17 protein-coding genes are annotated in these 19,450 nt (G+C 61.7%); 10 read left to right on the forward strand and 7 right to left on the reverse strand.

Annotated elements, in window-relative coordinates; translation table 11 throughout:
- Positions 1-106: 106 nt before the first annotated feature.
- The 5 genes from ACD590_RS24720 to fba all read left to right on the forward strand — a co-directional run bounded on the left by ACD590_RS24720 (position 107) and on the right by fba (position 5,901).
- The gene (locus ACD590_RS24720) at positions 107-1,621 is read left to right on the forward strand and encodes a sugar ABC transporter ATP-binding protein (protein ID WP_439003597.1); all 1,515 of its coding nucleotides are present in this window, start codon (positions 107-109) and stop codon (positions 1,619-1,621) included.
- Positions 1,614-2,642, forward strand: coding sequence for an ABC transporter permease (locus tag ACD590_RS24725; protein WP_222335344.1), 1,029 nt, complete (start codon positions 1,614-1,616; stop codon positions 2,640-2,642). Before ACD590_RS24720 ends, ACD590_RS24725 begins: the two co-directional genes overlap by 8 nt.
- Positions 2,642-3,628 carry an ABC transporter permease gene (locus ACD590_RS24730; protein ID WP_193444446.1) on the forward strand — a complete coding sequence of 329 codons (987 nt, stop codon included), beginning with the start codon at positions 2,642-2,644 and terminating at the stop codon, positions 3,626-3,628. The genes ACD590_RS24725 and ACD590_RS24730 overlap by 1 nt, the downstream gene beginning before the upstream one ends.
- Before the next feature lie 11 nt (positions 3,629-3,639).
- Complete coding sequence (locus tag ACD590_RS24735; protein WP_439003598.1) at positions 3,640-4,488, forward strand: sugar phosphate isomerase/epimerase family protein; 849 nt, start codon at positions 3,640-3,642, stop codon at positions 4,486-4,488.
- Between the two features lie 348 nt (positions 4,489-4,836).
- The gene (fba, locus tag ACD590_RS24740) at positions 4,837-5,901 is read left to right on the forward strand and encodes a class II fructose-bisphosphate aldolase (protein WP_018245682.1); all 1,065 of its coding nucleotides are present in this window, start codon (positions 4,837-4,839) and stop codon (positions 5,899-5,901) included.
- A 7-nt stretch (positions 5,902-5,908) separates the two neighbouring features.
- On the opposite strand, the gene ACD590_RS24745 is transcribed toward fba, so the two are convergent.
- The 7 genes from ACD590_RS24745 to ACD590_RS24775 all read right to left on the reverse strand — a co-directional run bounded on the left by ACD590_RS24745 (position 5,909) and on the right by ACD590_RS24775 (position 14,584).
- On the reverse strand, positions 5,909-7,651 hold the full coding sequence (locus tag ACD590_RS24745; protein WP_193444449.1) for a glycerol-3-phosphate dehydrogenase/oxidase: 1,743 nt from the start codon (positions 7,649-7,651) through the stop codon (positions 5,909-5,911).
- Positions 7,652-7,694: 43 nt separating this feature from the next.
- A complete protein-coding gene (locus ACD590_RS24750; protein WP_427145932.1) occupies positions 7,695-9,224 on the reverse strand; it encodes an FGGY-family carbohydrate kinase in 1,530 nt (509 codons plus the stop codon).
- Positions 9,225-9,261: 37 nt separating this feature from the next.
- The gene (locus ACD590_RS24755; protein ID WP_018444795.1) at positions 9,262-10,104 is read right to left on the reverse strand and encodes a DeoR/GlpR family DNA-binding transcription regulator; all 843 of its coding nucleotides are present in this window, start codon (positions 10,102-10,104) and stop codon (positions 9,262-9,264) included.
- Positions 10,105-10,252: 148 nt separating this feature from the next.
- Positions 10,253-11,200, reverse strand: a complete 948-nt coding sequence (locus ACD590_RS24760; protein ID WP_003550839.1) for a D-ribose ABC transporter substrate-binding protein — start codon at positions 11,198-11,200, stop codon at positions 10,253-10,255.
- A gap of 111 nt (positions 11,201-11,311) precedes the next feature.
- Positions 11,312-12,364 carry an ABC transporter permease gene (locus ACD590_RS24765; protein ID WP_018245678.1) on the reverse strand — a complete coding sequence of 351 codons (1,053 nt, stop codon included), beginning with the start codon at positions 12,362-12,364 and terminating at the stop codon, positions 11,312-11,314.
- Between the two features lie 22 nt (positions 12,365-12,386).
- Positions 12,387-13,931 carry a sugar ABC transporter ATP-binding protein gene (locus ACD590_RS24770; protein WP_130718956.1) on the reverse strand — a complete coding sequence of 515 codons (1,545 nt, stop codon included), beginning with the start codon at positions 13,929-13,931 and terminating at the stop codon, positions 12,387-12,389.
- A complete protein-coding gene (locus ACD590_RS24775; protein ID WP_018444792.1) occupies positions 13,928-14,584 on the reverse strand; it encodes a DUF2291 domain-containing protein in 657 nt (218 codons plus the stop codon). The genes ACD590_RS24770 and ACD590_RS24775 overlap by 4 nt, the downstream gene beginning before the upstream one ends.
- 47 nt (positions 14,585-14,631) lie before the next feature.
- Here ACD590_RS24775 and ACD590_RS24780 point away from each other — a divergent pair, with 47 nt between their 5' ends.
- From ACD590_RS24780 to ACD590_RS24800, 5 genes are all read left to right on the forward strand, one after another.
- Positions 14,632-14,838 (forward strand): hypothetical protein, encoded by a 207-nt coding sequence (locus tag ACD590_RS24780; protein ID WP_080764035.1) that lies wholly within the window; start codon positions 14,632-14,634, stop codon positions 14,836-14,838.
- A 184-nt stretch (positions 14,839-15,022) separates the two neighbouring features.
- On the forward strand, positions 15,023-15,370 hold the full coding sequence (locus tag ACD590_RS24785; RefSeq protein WP_196251408.1) for a hypothetical protein: 348 nt from the start codon (positions 15,023-15,025) through the stop codon (positions 15,368-15,370).
- On the forward strand, positions 15,367-16,941 hold the full coding sequence (locus tag ACD590_RS24790; protein WP_018444791.1) for an FGGY-family carbohydrate kinase: 1,575 nt from the start codon (positions 15,367-15,369) through the stop codon (positions 16,939-16,941). The genes ACD590_RS24785 and ACD590_RS24790 overlap by 4 nt, the downstream gene beginning before the upstream one ends.
- 32 nt (positions 16,942-16,973) lie before the next feature.
- Positions 16,974-18,485 (forward strand): glycerol-3-phosphate dehydrogenase, encoded by a 1,512-nt coding sequence (locus tag ACD590_RS24795; RefSeq protein WP_026188698.1) that lies wholly within the window; start codon positions 16,974-16,976, stop codon positions 18,483-18,485.
- An 11-nt stretch (positions 18,486-18,496) separates the two neighbouring features.
- Entirely contained in the window at positions 18,497-19,429 is a 933-nt protein-coding gene (locus ACD590_RS24800) for a sugar phosphate isomerase/epimerase family protein (protein ID WP_193444453.1), read from the forward strand.
- Positions 19,430-19,450 lie beyond the last annotated feature (21 nt).

The following is a 19,450-nucleotide window of genomic DNA, read 5'->3' on the forward strand; positions in this document are numbered from 1 at the left end:
GTCGGGCCGGTCGATACGGACCGGCCCGGCGTTCGGGAAAAGAGCGATACCCGGCCATGGCTGGACCATTGACCTTTCATGGCATTCGACTGGACAGGCAACCGGCATGAGCATGGCAACGGATGATGGTGTGGAGGCCCAGCCGCTTCTTTCACTTCGCGGCATCAACATGACATTCGGCGGTGTGAAGGCGCTGAAAAACGTCTCCTTCGAAGTCCTGCCCGGCGAGGTGCATTGCTTGGCCGGCGAGAATGGTTCCGGCAAGAGCACCCTTATCAAGGTGATATCAGGCGTCTATCGGCCTGCAGACGGCGCCGAGATCGTCTTCGACGGTGAGACGATATCCCACATGACGCCTGGCATGGCCCAGTCCCGCGGCATCCAGATCATCTGGCAGGACCTCGCGCTCTTTCCGGAAATGAGCGTGGCCGAAAACATCGCCTTCCAGACCCTTTCCGGTTCGCGCCCGCGCTTCGTCAATTATGCCGCGATCCGCGGAACAGCCGAGGAGGCACTCGCCCGGCTCGGCATCACCCTCGACGTCGACAGGCCTCTCAAGGACTTCGCCATCGCGCAGCGTCAGATCGTCGCCATCGCCCGCGCGCTGGTTGGAGAGGCCCGCATCGTCTTCATGGACGAGCCGACCGCCTCGCTCACCCAGTCTGAGACCGATCATCTGCTGGCGATCGTGCGCACGCTGTCGGCTTCGGGCGTTGCCGTGGTCTTCGTCAGCCATCGCCTTGCGGAAGTGCTGGAAATTTCCTCGCGCATCACGGTGCTGCGCGATGGTGCGCTGGTCGGTGTCTATCCGGTGGAAGGCATGACCCAGTCTAAGATCACCGAGCTGATGACCGGGCGCACCTTCGACCAGAATGTTCGCGCCCGCGACCTATCGCATAACCCGGTCCTGCTTTCTGTCAGCAAGCTTTCCCGGCCTGGCGAGTTCGAGGACATCTCCTTCGATCTGCGCCGCGGCGAGACCCTCGGGATCACCGGCCTGCTCGGCTCCGGGCGCACCGAACTCGCGCTCACGCTGTTCGGCATGCGCCGGCCCGCCGCCGGAACGATCGTGTTGGAGGGAAAGCCGGTGCGCTTTGCCTCCAACCGCGAGGCGATCACATCAGGCGTCGCCTATCTCTCCGAAGACCGCCTTTCGCTCGGTCTCAACCAGCCGCAATCCATCGCCGACAATCTGGTCATGGCCTCCCTCAACCGTATCCTGGGCCGCCGGCTCATCTCGCCGGAAAAGAAGCGCTCGCTGGTCGCGCGCTGGATCGCCGATCTCGGCGTCAGGATCGGCAAGCAGGACGATGCGATCTCGACGCTTTCGGGCGGCAACCAGCAGCGCGTCGCGATCGCCAAATGGCTCGCCACCGATCCCAAGGTGCTGATCCTCGATGCGCCCACGGTCGGCGTCGATGTCGGCGCCCGCGCCGGCATCTTCGAAATCGTTGCACGCCTCGCCGAGGCGGGGCTGGCGATCATCCTGATTTCGGACGAGGTGCCGGAGGTCTATTTTAACGCCGATCGGATCATCCATATGGAAAAGGGCCGCATCGCCGGCTGGCATGATCCGCGCGCGACTACGCTGAAAGACCTGGAGGCGGCGGTCTATGCGTAAGCTGTTCTTGTCCCATACAACTGAATTCGTGCTGTTTGCCGTCATCCTCGCGATGAGCATTGTCCTGGCTTTCATGACCGACCGTTTCTTCACGCTCGGCAATGTCTTCGACCTGCTCAATATCAGCGCGGTCAATATTATCTTTGCCGTTGGCCTGCTCGTGGTGCTGATATCAGGCGGGATCGACATCTCCTTCGCGGTCGCAGCCTCGATCGTGCAATATGTCACTGCACTTGCGCTCGAGAGGATCGGCGGGGGTGGATGGGTATCCGGCTTCCTGATTGCGGCCGGCATCGGCATCGTGCTCGGCGTGATCAACGCCTTCCTGATCCACCGCTTCCGCATCATCTCGATCGTCGCGACGATCGCGACCTTCAACGTCTATTTCGGCTTGCTGATGTTTTTCACCAAGGGGGTGTCGATCTACAATCTGCCCGACTGGCTGACGAGCCGCGTCATCATCTACGAGCGCGAAATGGCCGATGGGAGCTGGGCTGAGATCACCTTGCCGGTTGTGGTCATGGCCGTCTGCACGCTCGCCACATGGTTCTTCATTACCCGCACGACGACCGGCCGACAGCTCTATGCCTTCGGCGACAATCCGGAAGGCGCGCGTCGCTTCGGCATCAATATCGGCGCCATGCAGTTCATCGCCTTCGGCTGGCTTGGGTTGATGGCAGGCATCGCCGGGCTCATGCAGGCGCATTATGCGCAGGAGGTCGTGCCGAACGCCCTTTATGGCCGCGAACTCGATGTGCTCGCAGCCGTGGTGCTCGGTGGGGCGCGGCTGGGCGGCGGCAAGGGCTCGGTGCTCGGTTGCGTGCTGGGCGTACTGCTCGTCTCGATCACCCAGAACGGCCTCAACCTGATGGGCGTCTCGCCCTTCGCCTTCAAGATGATCGTCGGCGCGATCATCCTCGTTGCGATCACCTTGTCGAGCGCCCGCATCGGCAATCTGGTGCCGGTGTTTGCGACCCGGAAATCGACCGGTGACAGGCCTGCAGACAGGGGAGAGAACTGATGAACGCGCTCGCCGCCCGCTTCAACGCCATCTTCGGGGCCGACATGGCCGGTCCCCTCGCCGCGCTGGCGGCCGTGCTTGTCGTCTTCAGTTTCGCCTCGCCGCATTTCCTGACGGGCGCGACCTTCGGATCGGTCGCCTTTCAGCTTCCCGAGCTGGGCGTTCTGACGCTTGCCATGCTGATGCCGATCCTCACCGGCGGCCTCAACCTTGCGATCACCTTCACCGCCAACATCGCCGGCCTGACGCTCGCCTGGACGCTGCAGGCCAATGGCGGGATCGATGCCGGCCCGGGCGCCTTCCTGATCGGCTCGGCTCAGGCGGTTGCCGTCGGCGCCGCCAGCGGCCTGGTCATGGGCCTGGTCATCGCCTTTACCCGCGCCCATCCGATCCTCGTTTCGCTGTCGATGATGATCTTCCTACGCGGCCTCGGCGAGTTCCTGACGCGCGGCGGCGATATCTCGGGCTTCCCTACCTTCATCGCTCCGATCGGCCACGGCAGCATCCTCGGCATCCCGGTACCTTTGTTGATCCTGATCGCCTGCGTGATCGCCAGCCACATTCTGCTCTCGCGCTCCAAGCTCGGCTTTTCCACCTACATGATCGGCTCCAATATCGAGTCTGCCCGCTATTCCGGCATCAACACCCGCAAGGTTCTGGTGCTGGTCTACATGCTCTCCGGCGTGATGGCTGCGGTTGCCGGCATCATCATGCTTGCGCGCTTCAATTCGGTGCGCGTCGGCCACGGCGAGTCCTATCTGCTGATCACCGTGCTTGCCTGCTTTCTCGGCGGCATCAATCCTTTCGGCGGCTTCGGCCGCGTCCTGCCCGTCTTCGTGGCGCTCATCGTGCTGCAGCTTCTCTCTTCGGGGCTCAACCTGCTCGGCGCCAACCAGCACCTCACCACTGCCGTCTGGGGCATCCTGCTCATCGTCGTGATGGTGCTGCGGTGGTTCTCGGCCAAGTTCATCAGAATCGTGAAATAGGAGATACGATCATGGAAGGTTTCGGCGTTCACACCAGCATGTGGACCATGAACTGGGATCGCGCAGGCGCCGAGAAGGCGATTGCCGCAGCCGTGCACTACAAGATGGATTTCATCGAGATCGCGCTGCTGAACGCGCCTGCCGTCGATGCCAAACATACCCGCGCCCTGCTTGAAAAGAACAAGCTGCGCGCCGTCTGCTCGCTCGGCCTGCCGGAACATGCCTGGGCCTCGGTCCGCCCGGATGCCGCAATCGAGCACCTGAAGGTTGCGATCGAAAAGACCGCAGAAATGAACGCCGAGGCCCTGTCCGGCGTCATCTTCGGCGGCATTGGCGAGCGCACCGGCGTGCCACCGACGCAGGGCGAATACGACAACATCGCCAAGGTGCTCGACGCCGCGGCAAAGCATGCTAGGAAGCACGGCATCCAACTCGGCGTCGAGGCGGTGAACCGCTATGAGAACCACCTGATCAACTCGGCGCAGCAGGCCGTCGACATGGTGGAGCGCGTCGGCGCGGATAACATCTTCGTTCACCTCGACACCTACCACATGAATATTGAGGAAAAGGGTGCGGCAAACGGCATCCTGATCGCCCGCGATCACCTGAAGTACATCCATCTTTCGGAAAGCGACCGCGGCACACCGGGCTACGGCAACATCCCGTGGGATGCGATCTATGCCGCGCTCGCCGCAATCGGCTTCAAGGGCGGACTCGCGATGGAAAGCTTCATCAACATGCCGCCTGAGGTCGCCTATGGCCTGGCCGTCTGGCGCCCCGTTGCACGCGATATGGAAGAGGTCATGGACAAGGGCCTGCCGTTCCTGCGCAATAAGGCGGAACAATACGGTCTCATCTGACCCGGTTTGCCGGATATTCCGAATTCCACTGGTGGCCGACTGCCATCAACGACAAGCCATAACCGCAGCGGCCGCACGGGTGTCTGGCTGAAGAGTTCTTGCCATCGCCGGCAAGGGGCGTGACGCCCGTCTCTTCAGCACAGGCACCGAATTTCATTCGGCTCGTGCATGCGAAATGACTCTTGAGAAATATCATACTGTTTGTGATATTGTTATTGATGCTTGTTACTTTCCTCCCCCTATGCCATTTTGCCTGTTAAAATAAGGCGCTTGAACGGCCCGCGCCCGGGCTCTAGTTTCAAAGAGATGGCGGCGTTTCGATCGACCATCGATATGGGGGAATCTTGGATGGCACGCATTACGCTGAGGCAACTGCTCGACCATGCTGCGGAGGAAGGCTACGGCGTTCCCGCTTTCAACATCAACAACATGGAGCAGGCGCTCGCCATCATGGAGGCCGCGGATGCGTGCCAGGCGCCGGTTATCATGCAGGCGTCGCGCGGAGCCCGCGCCTATGCCAATGACATCATGCTGAAGCACATGATGGATGCCGTCGTTGAAATCTATCCGCATATTCCAGTCTGCGTGCATCTCGATCACGGCAACGATCCCTCCAACTGCATGACGGCGATCCAGGCGGGCTTCACCTCGGTAATGATGGATGGTTCACTGAAGGCGGACGCCAAGACGCCCGCCGACTGGGCCTATAATGTCGGCGTCACCAAGATGGTGACTGACATGGCGCATTTCGGCGGCATCTCAGTGGAAGGCGAACTCGGTGTTCTCGGTTCTCTCGAGACCGGCATGGGCGAGGCCGAGGACGGCCACGGCGCCGAGGGCAAGCTTTCGCATGACCAGCTGCTGACCGACCCGGACGAAGCGGTGAAGTTCGTGCGCGAAACCAAGGTCGATGCGCTCGCCATCGCGATGGGCACATCGCATGGCGCCTACAAGTTCACCCGCAAGCCGGACGGTTCGGTACTGGCGATGAACGTCATCGAAGAAATTCACCGCAAGCTTCCGAACACACATCTCGTCATGCATGGCTCGTCCTCGGTCCCGATCGAACTGCAGGAGATCATCAACAAGTATGGCGGCCAGATGAAACCGACATGGGGAGTGCCGGTCGAGGAAATCCAGCGCGGCATCAAGAACGGCGTGCGCAAGGTCAACATCGACACCGACGGCAGAATGGCGATGACCGGCCAGATCCGCCGCGTGCTGCAGGAAGATCCAAGCGAGTTCGATCCGCGCAAATATCTGAAGCCGGCGATGACGGCGCTGACCAAGCTCTGCAAGGAACGCTTCGAACAGTTCGGCACCGCCGGCATGGCCGGCCGCATCACGCCCCTTCCCGTTTCGGAAATGGCGAAGCGTTACAAGTCCGGTTCCCTCGATCCGGCTTTCTCTTGAAACTGGGTTAGCCCGAGGCCGGGCGCGGTGTCTTTTCCGGCTCGGCGGCAACCTTGCCTGTCAGTGCTTGGCCGTGGAAGCGGCCCAGCTGGCTGACAACGTCCTGGATTTCGCTTGCCGTTCGTTCGGCATTCCAATCGAGCGCTGCCCCGGCAACGCCGGCGATTTCCCGCAGGCCTTCCAGCGTCAACCGGCCCTCGATCGCAAGCGTCGTACGACGCATCACGATGTCCGACAGGTGGACGACGATTTCGTTCCGGGCGATCCAGTCGATCTCGCGGAGACTGTAACGCGGCGCACCCGCCAGGCGCTGCTCGTCGGTATAGCCTGAAGGAGAAGAAAGCAGGGCTGCGCCCGTCGTGCCGTAGCGGGCGAGCAGTTCGTCGGCACGCTCGGCGGCAACGCCGCTGCGTGATGCGGTATCCCTGATCCAGGCGCTACGTTGCTGGGCATCAGCCGGAAAGGCCTTGCCGCCGCCGATCGCCAGATAGCGTGTCGACTGGCTGCGGCTGCGCTGCAGCCGGGAGAGAACGGTGTCGGCGACCTCTTCCGCAAAGCCACGGAACGTCGTCCACTTGCCTCCGACCAGCGAAATGATCGGAAACGGTCTGCCGCTCTCTGGCTCCTTCACCGGCGCGGAGTGATCACGGCTGATTAGCCCCGGTGCTGCCGCATCTGACGCCGGCAGCGGGCGGATACCGCTATAGCTGTAAACGATCTGGTCGCGATCGAAGCGGAGCGTCGGCAGCAGCGAACGGACGCTTTCGAGGAAATACTCGGTTTCCGGCTCCTCGCAGCGGACATTGTCCGGATCGTTGGCCGGAATGTCGGTCGAACCGATAAGTGCCAGCCCGAGATAGTCGTAGACCAGGCAGATTCGGCCGTCGTCGGCCTCGAAATAGATCATGTGGCCGTTGAGGCTTCGCACCAACTCGGGATGGTCAAGCAGGATATGGGAACCCTTGGTGCCGCCGATCAGGTGCGATGGGGCGCCGAGTAAATTGTTGACGTGATCGATCCAGGGACCTGCCGCATTGACGACCAGTTTGGGAGCAACGGTGACATCGCGACCATCGGGCTGCCGGAAGGTCAAATGCCCCTCTGAAACGGCAGCCAGTGTCGCGAAATTTGCCGCGAGGCTCCGCGCATTCGCATCGAGACCATCGCTCACGAGCTCATAGACGAGTCGCTCCGGCCTGCTGATCTTGGCATCGTAATAGATGCCGCCGGCGACGATGGCGGGGGTGACATGCGGCATTTCCTTGCGCGCCTGTTTCTTCAAGATCAGCCGGTGGCGCGGCATGACCTGGTCGCGTGAACCGAAAAAGTCATAGAGCCGAAGCCCGATCTTGATGAGAACCGCACCACGGCTGCGTGGCGCCGTCTTCGACCCGAAGAGCGTTCTGATCGCTGCCCAGATACCGCGGGTCCAGGAAAAGACCGGAATGAAGGTCGGCAGTGGCTCGACGCAATGCGGCGCGTTCTTGAGCAGGAGGTTGCGCTCAAGCGTCGATTGCGCAACCAGTCCGAACTCACCCGTTTCCAGATATTTCAGGCCGCCGTGAATGAGCCGCGATGGTGCGGCGCTCGTGCCGGAACCAAAGTCGGCCTTGTCGACGATCAGGCAATTGACACCCTGTAGCGAGAGGTCGCGGAACAGGCCGGCGCCGTTGATGCCCGCCCCGATGATCAAAACGTCGATATCGTTCTCGCCGGGATTCGAGAAGCGCTGCTGCAAATCGGGGGTCATGCTCGTCGTCCTAAATTGCCCGCCGCAGCAGGCATTTGTCTTTTCAGTTTGCCGATTGTTCCGGCGCAAGCGCGGCAATCCTAGGCCAAAGGGGGATCATCGCGTCGGCAATGTCGCGGAACACCTGGTAACGCTTTTCATAATCCGCGCTGCGCGCCGCATCGGGCAGGCAAGTCTTTGCGATGGCGGCCGTGTCGCGCGGATCGCTCTGCGGATCGGCGAAGACACCAGCACCCGACCCGGCACAAAGCGCAGCACCCCAGGCGGCCGCCTCATCCGTCTCGGTTACCGTGACCGGCATGCCAAGCACATCGGCAAACATCTGCACGACGGCAGGGTTGCGCGAGATGCCCCCGGCGAGCCGCGCCTGATCGAAGGCAAAGCCGTCGCGAAGCGCGTCGACATGAATGCGATGATTGAAAGCGATGCCCTCAAGCACGGCGCGCAGCATGTCGCCGCGATCGTGCCATCCGCCGAGCCCGAAGAAACCGGCGCTGGCCGCCGCGCCATAGGGCGAGCCGAACAGATAGGGATGGAAGAGCGCCGTCGAGGGGCGCTCGAAAGCGGCATCGATCTCAGGCGCCAGCAGGGCGTGGATGGAGTTGCCTTGCGCCTCGCCATTCTTCCGTTCGGCAGCGCAGAGCGTGTCCAGAAACCAGTCGTAATTCGCTGTCGATGCCGGGGAGATCGACATGCTGTTCCAGATGCCGGGCGCAATCCCGTTGCGGCAGAACCAGCGCCGGTCGACACGCGGTTCCGACGAAAGCGTCTCGTTGATCGAATAGGTCCCGGCAATGACCGCGACAACGCCCTTGGCATAGCCCCCTGCCCCGAGCGCCGAGGCCGTGACGTCGTGCAGACCGGCAACGACAGGCGTTCCCTCGGCAAGGCCGGTCACCTGCGCGGCTTCACGGGTCACGCGTCCGACGATCTGGTCGGAGCGCGAGGCTGGTGGCAGGGCGTGGACGAGATCCTGCAAGCCAAACAGCCGCAGGGCGTCCTCACTGTAGTTCTGCGTCTTGACATTGGTGAAGGAGGTGCTGGCTTCGGTGCGGTCCGTACCGATGATCCCGGTCAGGCAGAACCGCAGCCAGTCCTTGCAGCTGATAAAATGGCCGATGCGCTTATAGCGCTCAGGCTCGATTTCGCGGATCCAGGCAAGCAATGCCGATGGCGCGGAGACGTGCGGGATCTGCCCCGTCAGTTCGATTGCCAGATCGGCGACGTCGCTTTTCGTCCACCGGTCGACGATCGCCCCTGCCCGGCTGTCCAGCGAGAGAATGGCCCGGCCGAGCGGCTTCCGGGCGTGATCGAGCAGGTATATGCCGTCTCCATGCGCGGTAGCGGCAATGCCCTCTATGTCGCTTGCCGGCCGCCCGCTGAGTGAAATCGCTTCGCGGATGGCATCGGCCGTCGCCTTCCACAATTCATCCATGTCGCGCTCGATATGGTGGGCCTTCGGAATGAACTGCGTCACCCGGCGCCGTGCGGCTGCAAGCGGCGTGCCGTCGATATCGAAGATGACCGCCTTGGTGACTGTCAAACCACTATCGATCCCGAGCAGTGTCGGCATTCACGTTTACCTCACGAGGGACAACCGGCCCGTGCCGTCAGGAGCGCCCTCCGGCGCCCTTGGCAATGACCACGTTGATATCTCTGGACCGCATGCGGTCGATGTGCACGGGCTGGGTCTTGTCGTCGACGATAACGACGTCGAACTCATCCAGTGCTGCGAAACTGTGGAGTGCACGCCGTTCGAACTTGGTATGATCGGCAAGCAGGATGCGTTTTACGGAACAGTCGAACATGGCGCGCTTGGTATCGACTGTTTCAGGGGACTGGTGCAGCACCGTGCCATCGCTGATCGCCGACATCGAGATGAACGCGACATCTGCCCTGAGTGCCTTGATCTCATTGATGGTGATGCGACCCATGAAGGCATTGCACCAATTGTAATATTGGCCGCCGAGGGCGAGCAGCGTCACGTCGTGCAGGCCCGTCAGCGCATTCATCAACGTCAGGGAATTGGTAATTGCGGTGACCGGCACCTTCGAAGGCAGATGCGCCGCCATCTGAAGTACCGTGGTCGAGTCATCGAAAAAGATCGCCTGTCCCGGTTCGACGAATTGCATTGCCGCCTCGGCGATCAGCTTCTTTTCCACCGACTGGCGGTTCGAGCGATAGACGTCGCTGGACTCGATGAGATTGGTCGCCGCCGCAGTGACAATGCCGCGCGTCTTCCTGAAGAGGCCGCGGCTTACGAGTTCATCGACATCGCGGTGAGCCGTCATCAGGCTGATCCCAAAGCGGTCGGTCAGGTCTTCAATCCGCATCGAGCCTTCACCCATCACGGCCTCTGCAATCATGCGGCGGCGCGCGATCTGGCGCGTCTGCCGGCTGTCGCTGGTGAGCTGGTCCAACAGATCGTCGTCCCGGCTGGTCTTCTGTGTCACGGGTCACCCCTGTCGCTGAATTATGGATCCCAGCTTCGTACAGTGATTGCCGCGCCAAGGCAAAAAGGCGAAACGCAACCGGCGGTTGGACCGCGGCCATCGCTTCCAGCATGAAAATGAGGGCGCTCTTGCGAGCGCCCTTTACCGTTTACTGCGCCAGGACGAACGGGCCGGTGTACTTGTCGATGTTGTCCTTGGTGATCAACAGGCAATCGAAGAGCTGCTTCTCGCTCTTGGCACCCGTGTTACCCGTCTTGATCAGGTTGTCTGCCTGCTTGACGGCTTCTTCGGAGAAGACGGCAACCGGTTGGAGGACGGTGTATTGGAGTTCGCCCGCCTTGATGGCAGCAACGGCATCCGGCGAACCGTCGAAGCCGCCGACCTTCACATTGGCGAGCTTGCCGGCTTCCTTGAGTGCGGCAATCGCACCGAGAGCCATTTCGTCATTGCCCGAGATGACGCCGACGATATCCGGGTTGGCCTGCAGCATGGACTGCATCTTGTTGTGGCCCTGGGTGCGGTCCCAGTTGGCAACTTCCTTGGCGACCTTCTTCAGATCCGGATACTGCGAAAGGACAGTCTCGTAGCCATTCGAACGCGTTGCCGCGTTGTTGTCGGACGGCGCGCCGAAGAGTTCGGCATAGTTGCCCTTATCGCCGATCGCTTCGACCCATTGCTGCGCGCCGAGGGCGGCACCCTGTGCGTTGTTGGAAACAAGCTGCGCCTTGGCTAGGCCTTCCTGGTTGATCTCGGCGTTGACGAGGATGACCGGGATGCCGGCAGCAACGGCCTTCTTGACCGCACCGACGGAACCGTCGGCGTTTGCCGGGTCGAGGATGATCGCCACCGACTTGTTGGTGATCGCAGTATCGATCAGGTTGCTTTCGGTATTGGTGTCACCCTTGTGGGCGTTGACCGAGGCCGTGTAGCCCAGCTTTTCGGCGGTTGCCTTGGCGACATTGCCTTCCGTCAGCCAATAGGGATTCGACGGATCGTTGACGATGATCGTCATCATGCCCGCTGCCCAAGCGGAGCTTGCAAGAAGCGGTGCTACTGCCGCGGCGGCCAGAAGTATGCGCATGCCTTTCTTAAACATAGTCTCTCTCCCATTTGTGAGTTCAGTTATTGCCGGGGATCCGGCAGTGCTTTCCCCAATCGGCTTCGTGGACTCCAGCCTGCCGTCGTGGATAAGTTTCGGTCTCAGCCGTCAGGACGATTTGACCCGGCGGCCGTATTGGATGCTGTTCATGAGGACGGCGAGAACGATCACCGCGCCGGTGAATACCGTCTGCCAGTAGGCCGAGACGCCGATGATCACGAGGCCGTCCGAAAGGAAGCCGATAACGAAGGCGCCGAGCATGGTGCCGCGAACCGTACCGCGGCCGCCGGTCAGCGCCGCGCCGCCGATGACCACGGCTGCGATCGCCGTCAGTTCGTAGGTTGTGCCTGCCGTCGGACCGGCGGAGGTCAGCTGCGAGGAGAGGACCAGGCCGGCGATCGCTGCACAGACGCCCGAAAGCACATAGACGATGATCTTCACGCGCTTGACCGGGACGCCGGAGAGGTCGGCGGCACGCTCGTTACCACCTGAGGCGTAGAGCCAGCGGCCGAAGGCAGTGCGGCTCAGCACGATGCCGCAAACGATGGCGAGAACCGCAAGCACGATGACCCCGATCGGAATGCCTGCGAGCCGGTTGAAGCCCAGCCAGTCGAAGCCGGTATTGCCGAGTTCCGGACGGCCGCCGAGATTGTTGTAGGTCAGGCCGTTGGTCATCAGGAGCGCGATACCGCGGGCCACGTAGAGCACGCCCAGCGAGGCGACGAAGGCCGGCACCTTGAGATAAGCGATCAGCACGCCGTTGACCGCACCGACCAGCGCACCGAGCGCACATGTGATGACGACGACGGCCCAGACCGGCGGATAGAGGATGACGCCGAGATAGGTGAGCGTGACCCCCTGCATCAGGAAACCGGCGATGCAGCCTGCAAGCCCGAGTGTCGAGCCGACCGACAGATCGATGCCGCCATTCAGGATGACGAGCAGCATGCCGATCGCCAGAATGCCGAAGATCGCGACATGCGACGCCATGATCAGGAAGTTGTTCAGCGTGAAGTAATAGGGCGACAGGAACGAAAAGACCGCGATGATGACGATCAGCGCGAAGAAGGCCCGGCCTTCCAGGATGAGACGCACGATATTGGTATTGCGCTTCTGCCCGCTGGAAACTGATTTCTTTTCGGTGACGTTCGTGACTGACATAATCAGTGCTCCATAATCCAGGCTAGTGCGCGACCACGGCTTCGCCGGAGGCGGCCATGATCTTTTCCTTGGTGACATCCGAGCCGAACTCGGCCGATATCCTGCCGCGATGCATGACGATGATGCGGTGCGCGATACTCAGGCATTCATTGACTTCGGACGTCGAATAGATGACCGCCAATCCCTGCTTGGCGCGCTCCGCGAGCAACTTGAAAACTTCCGCCTTGGCGCCGATGTCGATGCCGCGGCTTGGCTCATCGAGCAGGATGACCTTTGGCTGGGTTGCCAGCATCTTGCCGATGACGACCTTCTGCTGGTTGCCGCCGGAGAGCGAGCCGATCGAAGCTGCACCGCCATCGGTTTTCACATGCACCCGCCGGATCGCGTCATTGACGAGATCGCGCTCCCGATGGCCGGAGGTGAAAAGCCCTTTGGTGAAGGCGCGGATACTCGCAAGCGACAGATTGGAGCCGACCGTCATCGTCTGGACGAGGCCGTCGCGCTGGCGATCTTCCGGCACAAGCACGAGACCGCTGGCAATGCGCCCGGCGATGCTGAGCCCACTGACGTCCTGTCCTTCGAGCAGAACCTGTCCGCCACTTGCGCGCAGACGTCCGGCAATGCATTCGAGCAGTTCCGTGCGCCCGGCGCCCATCAGCCCGTAGATGCAGACGATCTCACCGGCACGCACCTTGAGAGACAGACGATCGACCGCATTATAGGCAGCGCCGGAGGGGCCGGGGACACTGAGGTTTTCGATGGAAAGCGAGACGTTTCCGAACGGGTGACCTTGCGGCGGGCTGCCAAGGTCGAAATTCTCGCCGACCATGTTGCGGACGATCCATTCGAGATCGATATCCTTGCGCTCGGCATAGGCGGTCATGTTTCCGTCGCGCAGAACGACGGCGTGATTGGTGATCTGTAGCGCCTCTTCCAGATGATGCGAGATGTAGACGATCGACACGCCGCGGCTCGTCAGGTCGTGGATGACTTTGAAGAGCACTTCCACCTCCGTCGCGCTCAGCGCCGAGGTCGGCTCGTCCATGATCAGGATGCGCGAATTGATGGAGAGTGCCCGCGCAATTTCGACGATCTGCTGCTGGCCGAGGCGAAGATCCTCGACGCGCGTCTGCGGATCGATGTCTTCCTCGAGCTCTTCCATGAGCGCCCGGGTCTGACGCTCCTCTTCAGCGAAGTCGACGACACCACCCTTGATGATCTCCCGGCCCATGAAAATATTGTCACGGACACTGAGATTGGGGGCGAGGCTGAGCTCCTGATGGATGATGGAGATCCCGCACTCGCGCGCATGGGTCGACGAGCTAAAGCTGATCGGCGAGCCGTCGAGAATGATCTCGCCGGAGCTTGGCTGCGCGACACCCGAAAGGATCTTCATCAAGGTCGACTTGCCCGCGCCGTTCTCTCCGAACAGCGTTGTGACCTGGCCGCGATGAATGTCGAAGTTCACTCCCTTGAGGGCGTGAACGCTGCCGTAGGATTTTGCGATGTTGCGCGCTGCGAGGACGACCTCGCCTTTCGCCCCGTTGCTACGTTGCGGCTGGCTCATTTGAGCTCGACCTTCACCGGCGTGACGAGCCAGTTCTTCGGGTTGATGAGCTTGAAGACGCCGACGACGGTCGCCTGCTTTCCGTCCAGGGCGTCAGGATCCAGGCCCGCAAAAACCGCCTTCTTCATCTCGTTATTGATGGCCGATCCGGCATCCTGATACTGGATCTGGTTGGTAAACTGGCCGAATTCGATGGTGCCGGTTGCGTCGCGGAGGTCCGTGCCGTTGACCGCAGGGCCGGTCTGGACACGGACCACCGTCTCGGGAGGCAACCCATCGATCTTCATTTCGTTGGTGTTCGACTTGCGGGCGCCGAAAACGCCGGTCAGCGTGACGGGAATGACCGGTCCGGTGCTCGTCGCAGTGCCGTATTTCTCGGCCGCCGCCTTCTTGTCGGCGGCAATGGCGGCCGCGAGATCGGCGGCCGCAGCGGCCCGCTCCTCGACATTTGCCTTGATTTTCGGGAACTGCTCAGCGCCGAAGGTTTCCGGAGAGAACGCCTGCTGGCGGACATCGTTTTCGGAACCGATCTTGACGACCGTCGTATCGAACGCGATCGCTGCAACGACGATGACCGCCAACGCCGCGCTGACAAGGAGCCCGCGATTGCCGCTGCTCGGCTTTGATGCTGCATGATCGGGCGAGGTACTCATGTCGGACGGCCTTTGGCTTGGAATAGCGAGATGGAGGGGCTAGCGCGATGATGATGATCGCAGGCGCGCTGAAGCACTGCGTCGCACCGGAACAGAAACCGGCGGGCCACCCGCAAGAGCGCAACTCTGGACGAAAATTCGCATTGGAAGCCTCCTCAACAAGACCGGCAGATGTCTCCTCCAACCGCCTGGGCCTGCAAATTCTCCATCAGGAAGCGCACTTCCGTGATAGAAGTATGTTACTTATGCCGTAAATGATGTTATATATTTTATAAACTGTCAACGGCACTTTCACGCCAACTCGACTGAAATGCACGAGCTCACATCTTGTTCATCGCGCTGCGGTGCAGCAAAAAATGACACGCCTTCACACTTGTCATTCTGCCGAATTATGGCGGCATCTCTCTGTTTTGCATGCATAATTGTACAGATCAGGCATTGCGCGCATTACCGTTTTCGATGCTGCATGCCAACAGCCCGGCGGCGCGGAAGCAAGCTCCTTGCTCTTCTATTTTAGTTGAAAAAAATTACATCGCTAGAAAAATCTTACTGGCATTATGGTATCTTTATGTTATCTTTTCGAGTGAAGCTAGGGAGGTTTCGGCTGCGCGCCAGATCTGGGATCTGCCAAAGGCGGCGCGCTTGCCGTTGCCCGTGGAAGGGCCGACGTTGGCAGCCGGATGCATCATCCCAGATGAGTTTAGGGTCGGGAGGACTTCAGATGAATTTGATGCGCGTATTTCCTGCGGCGGTGCTTGCGATGGTGGCGAGATAGGCCTGCGATGACATCGACCCAGACGATCATCATTGGCATAGATGCCGGCACCTCGGTCATCAAGGCTGTCGCCTTCGATCTGTCCGGGCGCCAGATTGCGACAGCCTCCGTTCGCAACAGATACACCACCGGAGACAATGGCTCGGCAACGCAGTCGCTGGATCAGACCTGGCTCGATTGCGCCAGCGCGTTGCGGGGCCTAGGCGAAAAAGTCGCTGATCTTGCATCATGCACCGCAGCCATCGCCGTCACCGGACAGGGCGACGGCACCTGGCTCGTCGGCCACGGCAATATGCCGGTCGCCGATGCCTGGCTGTGGCTCGACGCGCGCGCCGCGCCGACGGTCACGTCGCTTGCCGGCGGAACGCAGAACCGTGCCCGCTTCGAAGCGACAGGCACCGGTCTCAACACTTGCCAACAGGGCGCGCAACTTGCCCATATGGACCGCTTCACGCCGGATCTTCTCGATCGGGCGGAGGCGGCGCTGCACTGCAAGGACTGGCTCTATCTCAACCTCACGGGCGTGCGGGCGACCGATCCATCGGAGGCGAGTTTCACCTTCGGCAATTTCAGAACGCGCCAGTATGATGCCGTGGTGATCGATGCGCTCGGCCTTGACCACAGGCGCGGGCTCCTGCCCGAAATCATCGACGGCAGCGAGATCAGCCACCCGCTGACATCGGGGGCGGCGAAGGCCTGCGGGCTTCTTGCTGGAACGCCGGTCTGCCTCGGCTATGTCGACATGGTGATGACGGCGCTCGGTGCAGGCGTGCGCAGCGACGCTCGCAACGCCGCCTGCTCGACGATCGGCTCGACCGGTGTGCACTTGCGCGCCAAGTCCGTTGCCGACGTTCAGCTCAATCGTGAGGGTACCGGCTATGTGATCGCCCTTCCCATCCCCGGCATCGTCACTCAGGTCCAGACGAATATGGGCGCCACGATCAACATCGACTGGATCCTTGAGGTCGCCGCCTATCTCATGGCCGAGGCAGGTAAGCCTGCTTCGCATGCAGACCTTATTGCGCGCATCGACGGCTGGTTTGCAGAAAGCCGACCGGGGGCGGTGCTTTACCATCCCTATATTTCCGAAGCGGGCGAACGTGGGCCTTTCGTCAACGCCAATGCGCGCGCGGGCTTCACCGGGCTTTCGATGCGTCACGGCTTCCCCGATCTGCTGCGCAGCGTGGTCGAAGGGTTGGGGCTTGCCACCCGCGACTGCTACGCCGCGATGGGCACGATGCCCGAAGAGCTGCGGCTCACGGGCGGGGCCACACGCTCCCTCGCCCTTCGCCGTTCACTCTCGGCCGCCGTTAACGCACCGATCCGCCAGTCGCGCCGCGAGGAGACGGGGGCGGCCGGCGTGGCGATGATGGCCGCGGTGGCTGTCGGCGTCTATTCCAGCATGGACGATTGCATAGCCGACTGGGTGACGCCGCTGCTCGGCGATCCGGAGACACCGGATGCCAACGAGGCCCACCGGTTCGACCGGCTCTTTTCCGCCTATACCGATGTGCGCCAGGCAATGGCGCCCGCCTGGGACAAGCTTGCCGAAGCCGCAACGACGTCGCCGGTGGGCGCGTAATTCTGATGCAGCAGGCATCGAAGGAGCATGACATGACCGAACCCGAACTCCTGGATCTCTTCGTCATCGGCGGCGGCATCAACGGCGCGGGGATAGCACGCGATGCTGCGGGCCGCGGCCTGAAGGTCGTGCTGTGCGAAAAGGACGACCTGGCACAGGGAACTTCGTCGCGTTCGGGCAAGCTGGTGCATGGCGGTCTGCGTTACCTCGAATATTACGAATTCCGTCTGGTGCGTGAGGCGCTGATCGAGCGTGAAGTGCTGCTCAATGCCGCGCCGCATATCATCTGGCCGATGCGCTTCGTCCTGCCGCACAGCCCAGAGGATCGCCCCGCATGGCTCGTGCGGCTCGGCCTCTTCCTCTATGATCATCTCGGCGGCCGCAAGAAGCTGCCCGGGACCCGCACGCTCAACCTGCTCCGCGACCCGGAAGGCACGCCGATCCTCGATCAATACACGCGCGGCTTTGAATATTCCGATTGCTGGGTCGACGACGCCCGCCTCGTGACCTTGAATGCGTTGAGCGCAGCAGAAAACGGCGCTCTGGTGCTGACCCGCTCGCCGGCCGTGTCGGCCCGTCGCGAGAATGGCGGTTGGACCGTGGTCACGAAAAGCAACTCCACGGGAGAGACGCGAACCTTCCGTGCCAAATGTCTGGTGAACTGCGCCGGCCCCTGGGTGATGGACATCATCAATCGCGTCGCCGGCTCGAACTCCGGCCGCAACGTCCGCCTCGTCAAGGGCAGCCACATCATCGTGCCGAAGTTCTGGGCAGGTGCCAATGCCTATCTGGTGCAGAACCACGACAAACGCGTCATTTTCATCAATCCCTACGAGGGCGACAAGGCGCTGATCGGGACGACCGATATCGCTTACGAAGGCCGGGCCGAGGATGTTTCCGCCGACGAGACGGAGATCGAGTATCTGCTCAAGGCGGTCAATCGCTACTTCAAGGAAAAGCTGCGTCGCCACGATGTGCTGCACAGCTTCTCCGGCGTGCGCCCGCTGTTTGACGACGGCAAGGGCAACCCGTCGGCCGTTACCCGCGACTATGTCTTCGATCTCGACGAGACCGGCGGCGCTCCGCTGCTCAACGTCTTCGGCGGCAAGATCACCACATTCCGCGAACTCGCCGAGCGCGGCATGCAGCGGCTGAAGCACATCTTCCCGAACATGGGAGGCGACTGGACGGAGAAAGCGCCGCTGCCGGGCGGCGAAATTCCGAATGCCGACTACGAGAGCTTTGCCAACAGCCTGCGCGATATCTATCCCTGGATGCCGCGCAAGCTCGTGCATCACTACGGCCGTCTCTATGGCGCCCGCGCCAGGAATGTGGTTGCCGGCGCGACAGGCATGGAAGGGCTCGGGCGGCATTTCGGTGGACAGCTCTATGAGGCCGAGGCCCGCTATCTCGTCGCCACGGAATGGGCCGAAACGGCCGAGGACATCCTCTATCGCCGCACCAAACACTATCTCCATCTGAACGAAGCGGAGCGCGTGGCCTTTGGCGAGTGGTTTGCGTCAACCCGCCTTGCTGCCGCCTGAAGGATGCCGCCATGCCGCTGACCCTTTCGCTCAATACCAATCCGCTGGTGAACCGCTTCGCCGACCCAGATGATCTCATCGACACGGTTGCGCATGATTTGCGGATCCGCGACCTCCAACTGACCCACGAGTTCATCAATCCGAGCTGGCAGGCGCCGGTGATCCGCCGCCTGACGCGCACGATGAGCGCTGCGCTGAAGCGCACCGGCGTACGGGTCACCTCGGGCATGACGGGCCCCTATGGGCGCCTCAACCATTTCGGACATCCGGATGCCGATGTGCGCCGCTACTACATCGAATGGTTCAAGACCTTTGCCGACATCACCGCCGATCTCGGCGGCCACTCGGTCGGCACGCAATTTGCGATCTTCACCTATAAGGACTTCGACGATTCGGCCAGACGCGAGGAACTGATCAAGATCGCGATCGATTGTTGGGCCGATGTCGCCGAGCATGCGCGCGTCGCAGGCCTCGCCTATATGTTCTGGGAGCCGATGAGCATCGGCCGCGAGTTCGGCGAGACGATCGGCGCCTGCCTGTCACTGCAGGAGCGGTTGACATCCGCCGGAATGGCCATCCCGATGTGGATGATGGCAGATATCGATCATGGCGACATCACCTCCGCCAATCCCGACGACTATGACCCTTATGCCTGGGCGCGGGCCGTCCCGCCGGTATCGCCGATCATCCACATCAAACAGAGCTTGATGGACAAGGGCGGGCACCGACCCTTCACCGCCGAATTCAACGCCAAGGGCCGCATACAGCCGGCACCTCTGCTGCAGGCGCTGGCCGAAGGTGGGGCGAAGGACAATGAAATCTGCCTGGAACTCTCCTTCAAGGAACGCGAACCGAACGATCGCCAGGTCATCCCGCAGATCGCCGAAAGTGTCGCCTTCTGGGCGCCGCACATCGACACCGGCGTCGCTGACTTGAACATCTGAGGCGGAGATCTTTAAAAGGCA

This window comes from Rhizobium sp. 862_C5_N1_2, assembly GCF_051811205.1.
Lineage (GTDB): Bacteria > Pseudomonadota > Alphaproteobacteria > Rhizobiales > Rhizobiaceae > Rhizobium > Rhizobium leguminosarum.

Bases quoted from the DNA above. Each gene is read 5' to 3' on its own strand.
- ACD590_RS24720 (WP_439003597.1), top strand. From the start codon at position 107: ATGAGCATGGCAACGGATGATGGTGTGGAGGCCCAGCCGCTTCTTTCA.
- ACD590_RS24725 (WP_222335344.1), top strand. From the start codon at position 1,614: ATGCGTAAGCTGTTCTTGTCCCATACAACTGAATTCGTGCTGTTTGCC.
- ACD590_RS24730 (WP_193444446.1), top strand. From the start codon at position 2,642: ATGAACGCGCTCGCCGCCCGCTTCAACGCCATCTTCGGGGCCGACATG.
- ACD590_RS24735 (WP_439003598.1), top strand. From the start codon at position 3,640: ATGGAAGGTTTCGGCGTTCACACCAGCATGTGGACCATGAACTGGGAT.
- fba (WP_018245682.1), top strand. From the start codon at position 4,837: ATGGCACGCATTACGCTGAGGCAACTGCTCGACCATGCTGCGGAGGAA.
- ACD590_RS24745 (WP_193444449.1), bottom strand. From the start codon at position 7,651: ATGACCCCCGATTTGCAGCAGCGCTTCTCGAATCCCGGCGAGAACGAT.
- ACD590_RS24750 (WP_427145932.1), bottom strand. From the start codon at position 9,224: ATGCCGACACTGCTCGGGATCGATAGTGGTTTGACAGTCACCAAGGCG.
- ACD590_RS24760 (WP_003550839.1), bottom strand. From the start codon at position 11,200: ATGTTTAAGAAAGGCATGCGCATACTTCTGGCCGCCGCGGCAGTAGCA.
- ACD590_RS24765 (WP_018245678.1), bottom strand. From the start codon at position 12,364: ATGTCAGTCACGAACGTCACCGAAAAGAAATCAGTTTCCAGCGGGCAG.
- ACD590_RS24770 (WP_130718956.1), bottom strand. From the start codon at position 13,931: ATGAGCCAGCCGCAACGTAGCAACGGGGCGAAAGGCGAGGTCGTCCTC.
- ACD590_RS24775 (WP_018444792.1), bottom strand. From the start codon at position 14,584: ATGAGTACCTCGCCCGATCATGCAGCATCAAAGCCGAGCAGCGGCAAT.
- ACD590_RS24780 (WP_080764035.1), top strand. From the start codon at position 14,632: ATGATGATGATCGCAGGCGCGCTGAAGCACTGCGTCGCACCGGAACAG.
- ACD590_RS24790 (WP_018444791.1), top strand. From the start codon at position 15,367: ATGACATCGACCCAGACGATCATCATTGGCATAGATGCCGGCACCTCG.
- ACD590_RS24795 (WP_026188698.1), top strand. From the start codon at position 16,974: ATGACCGAACCCGAACTCCTGGATCTCTTCGTCATCGGCGGCGGCATC.
- ACD590_RS24800 (WP_193444453.1), top strand. From the start codon at position 18,497: ATGCCGCTGACCCTTTCGCTCAATACCAATCCGCTGGTGAACCGCTTC.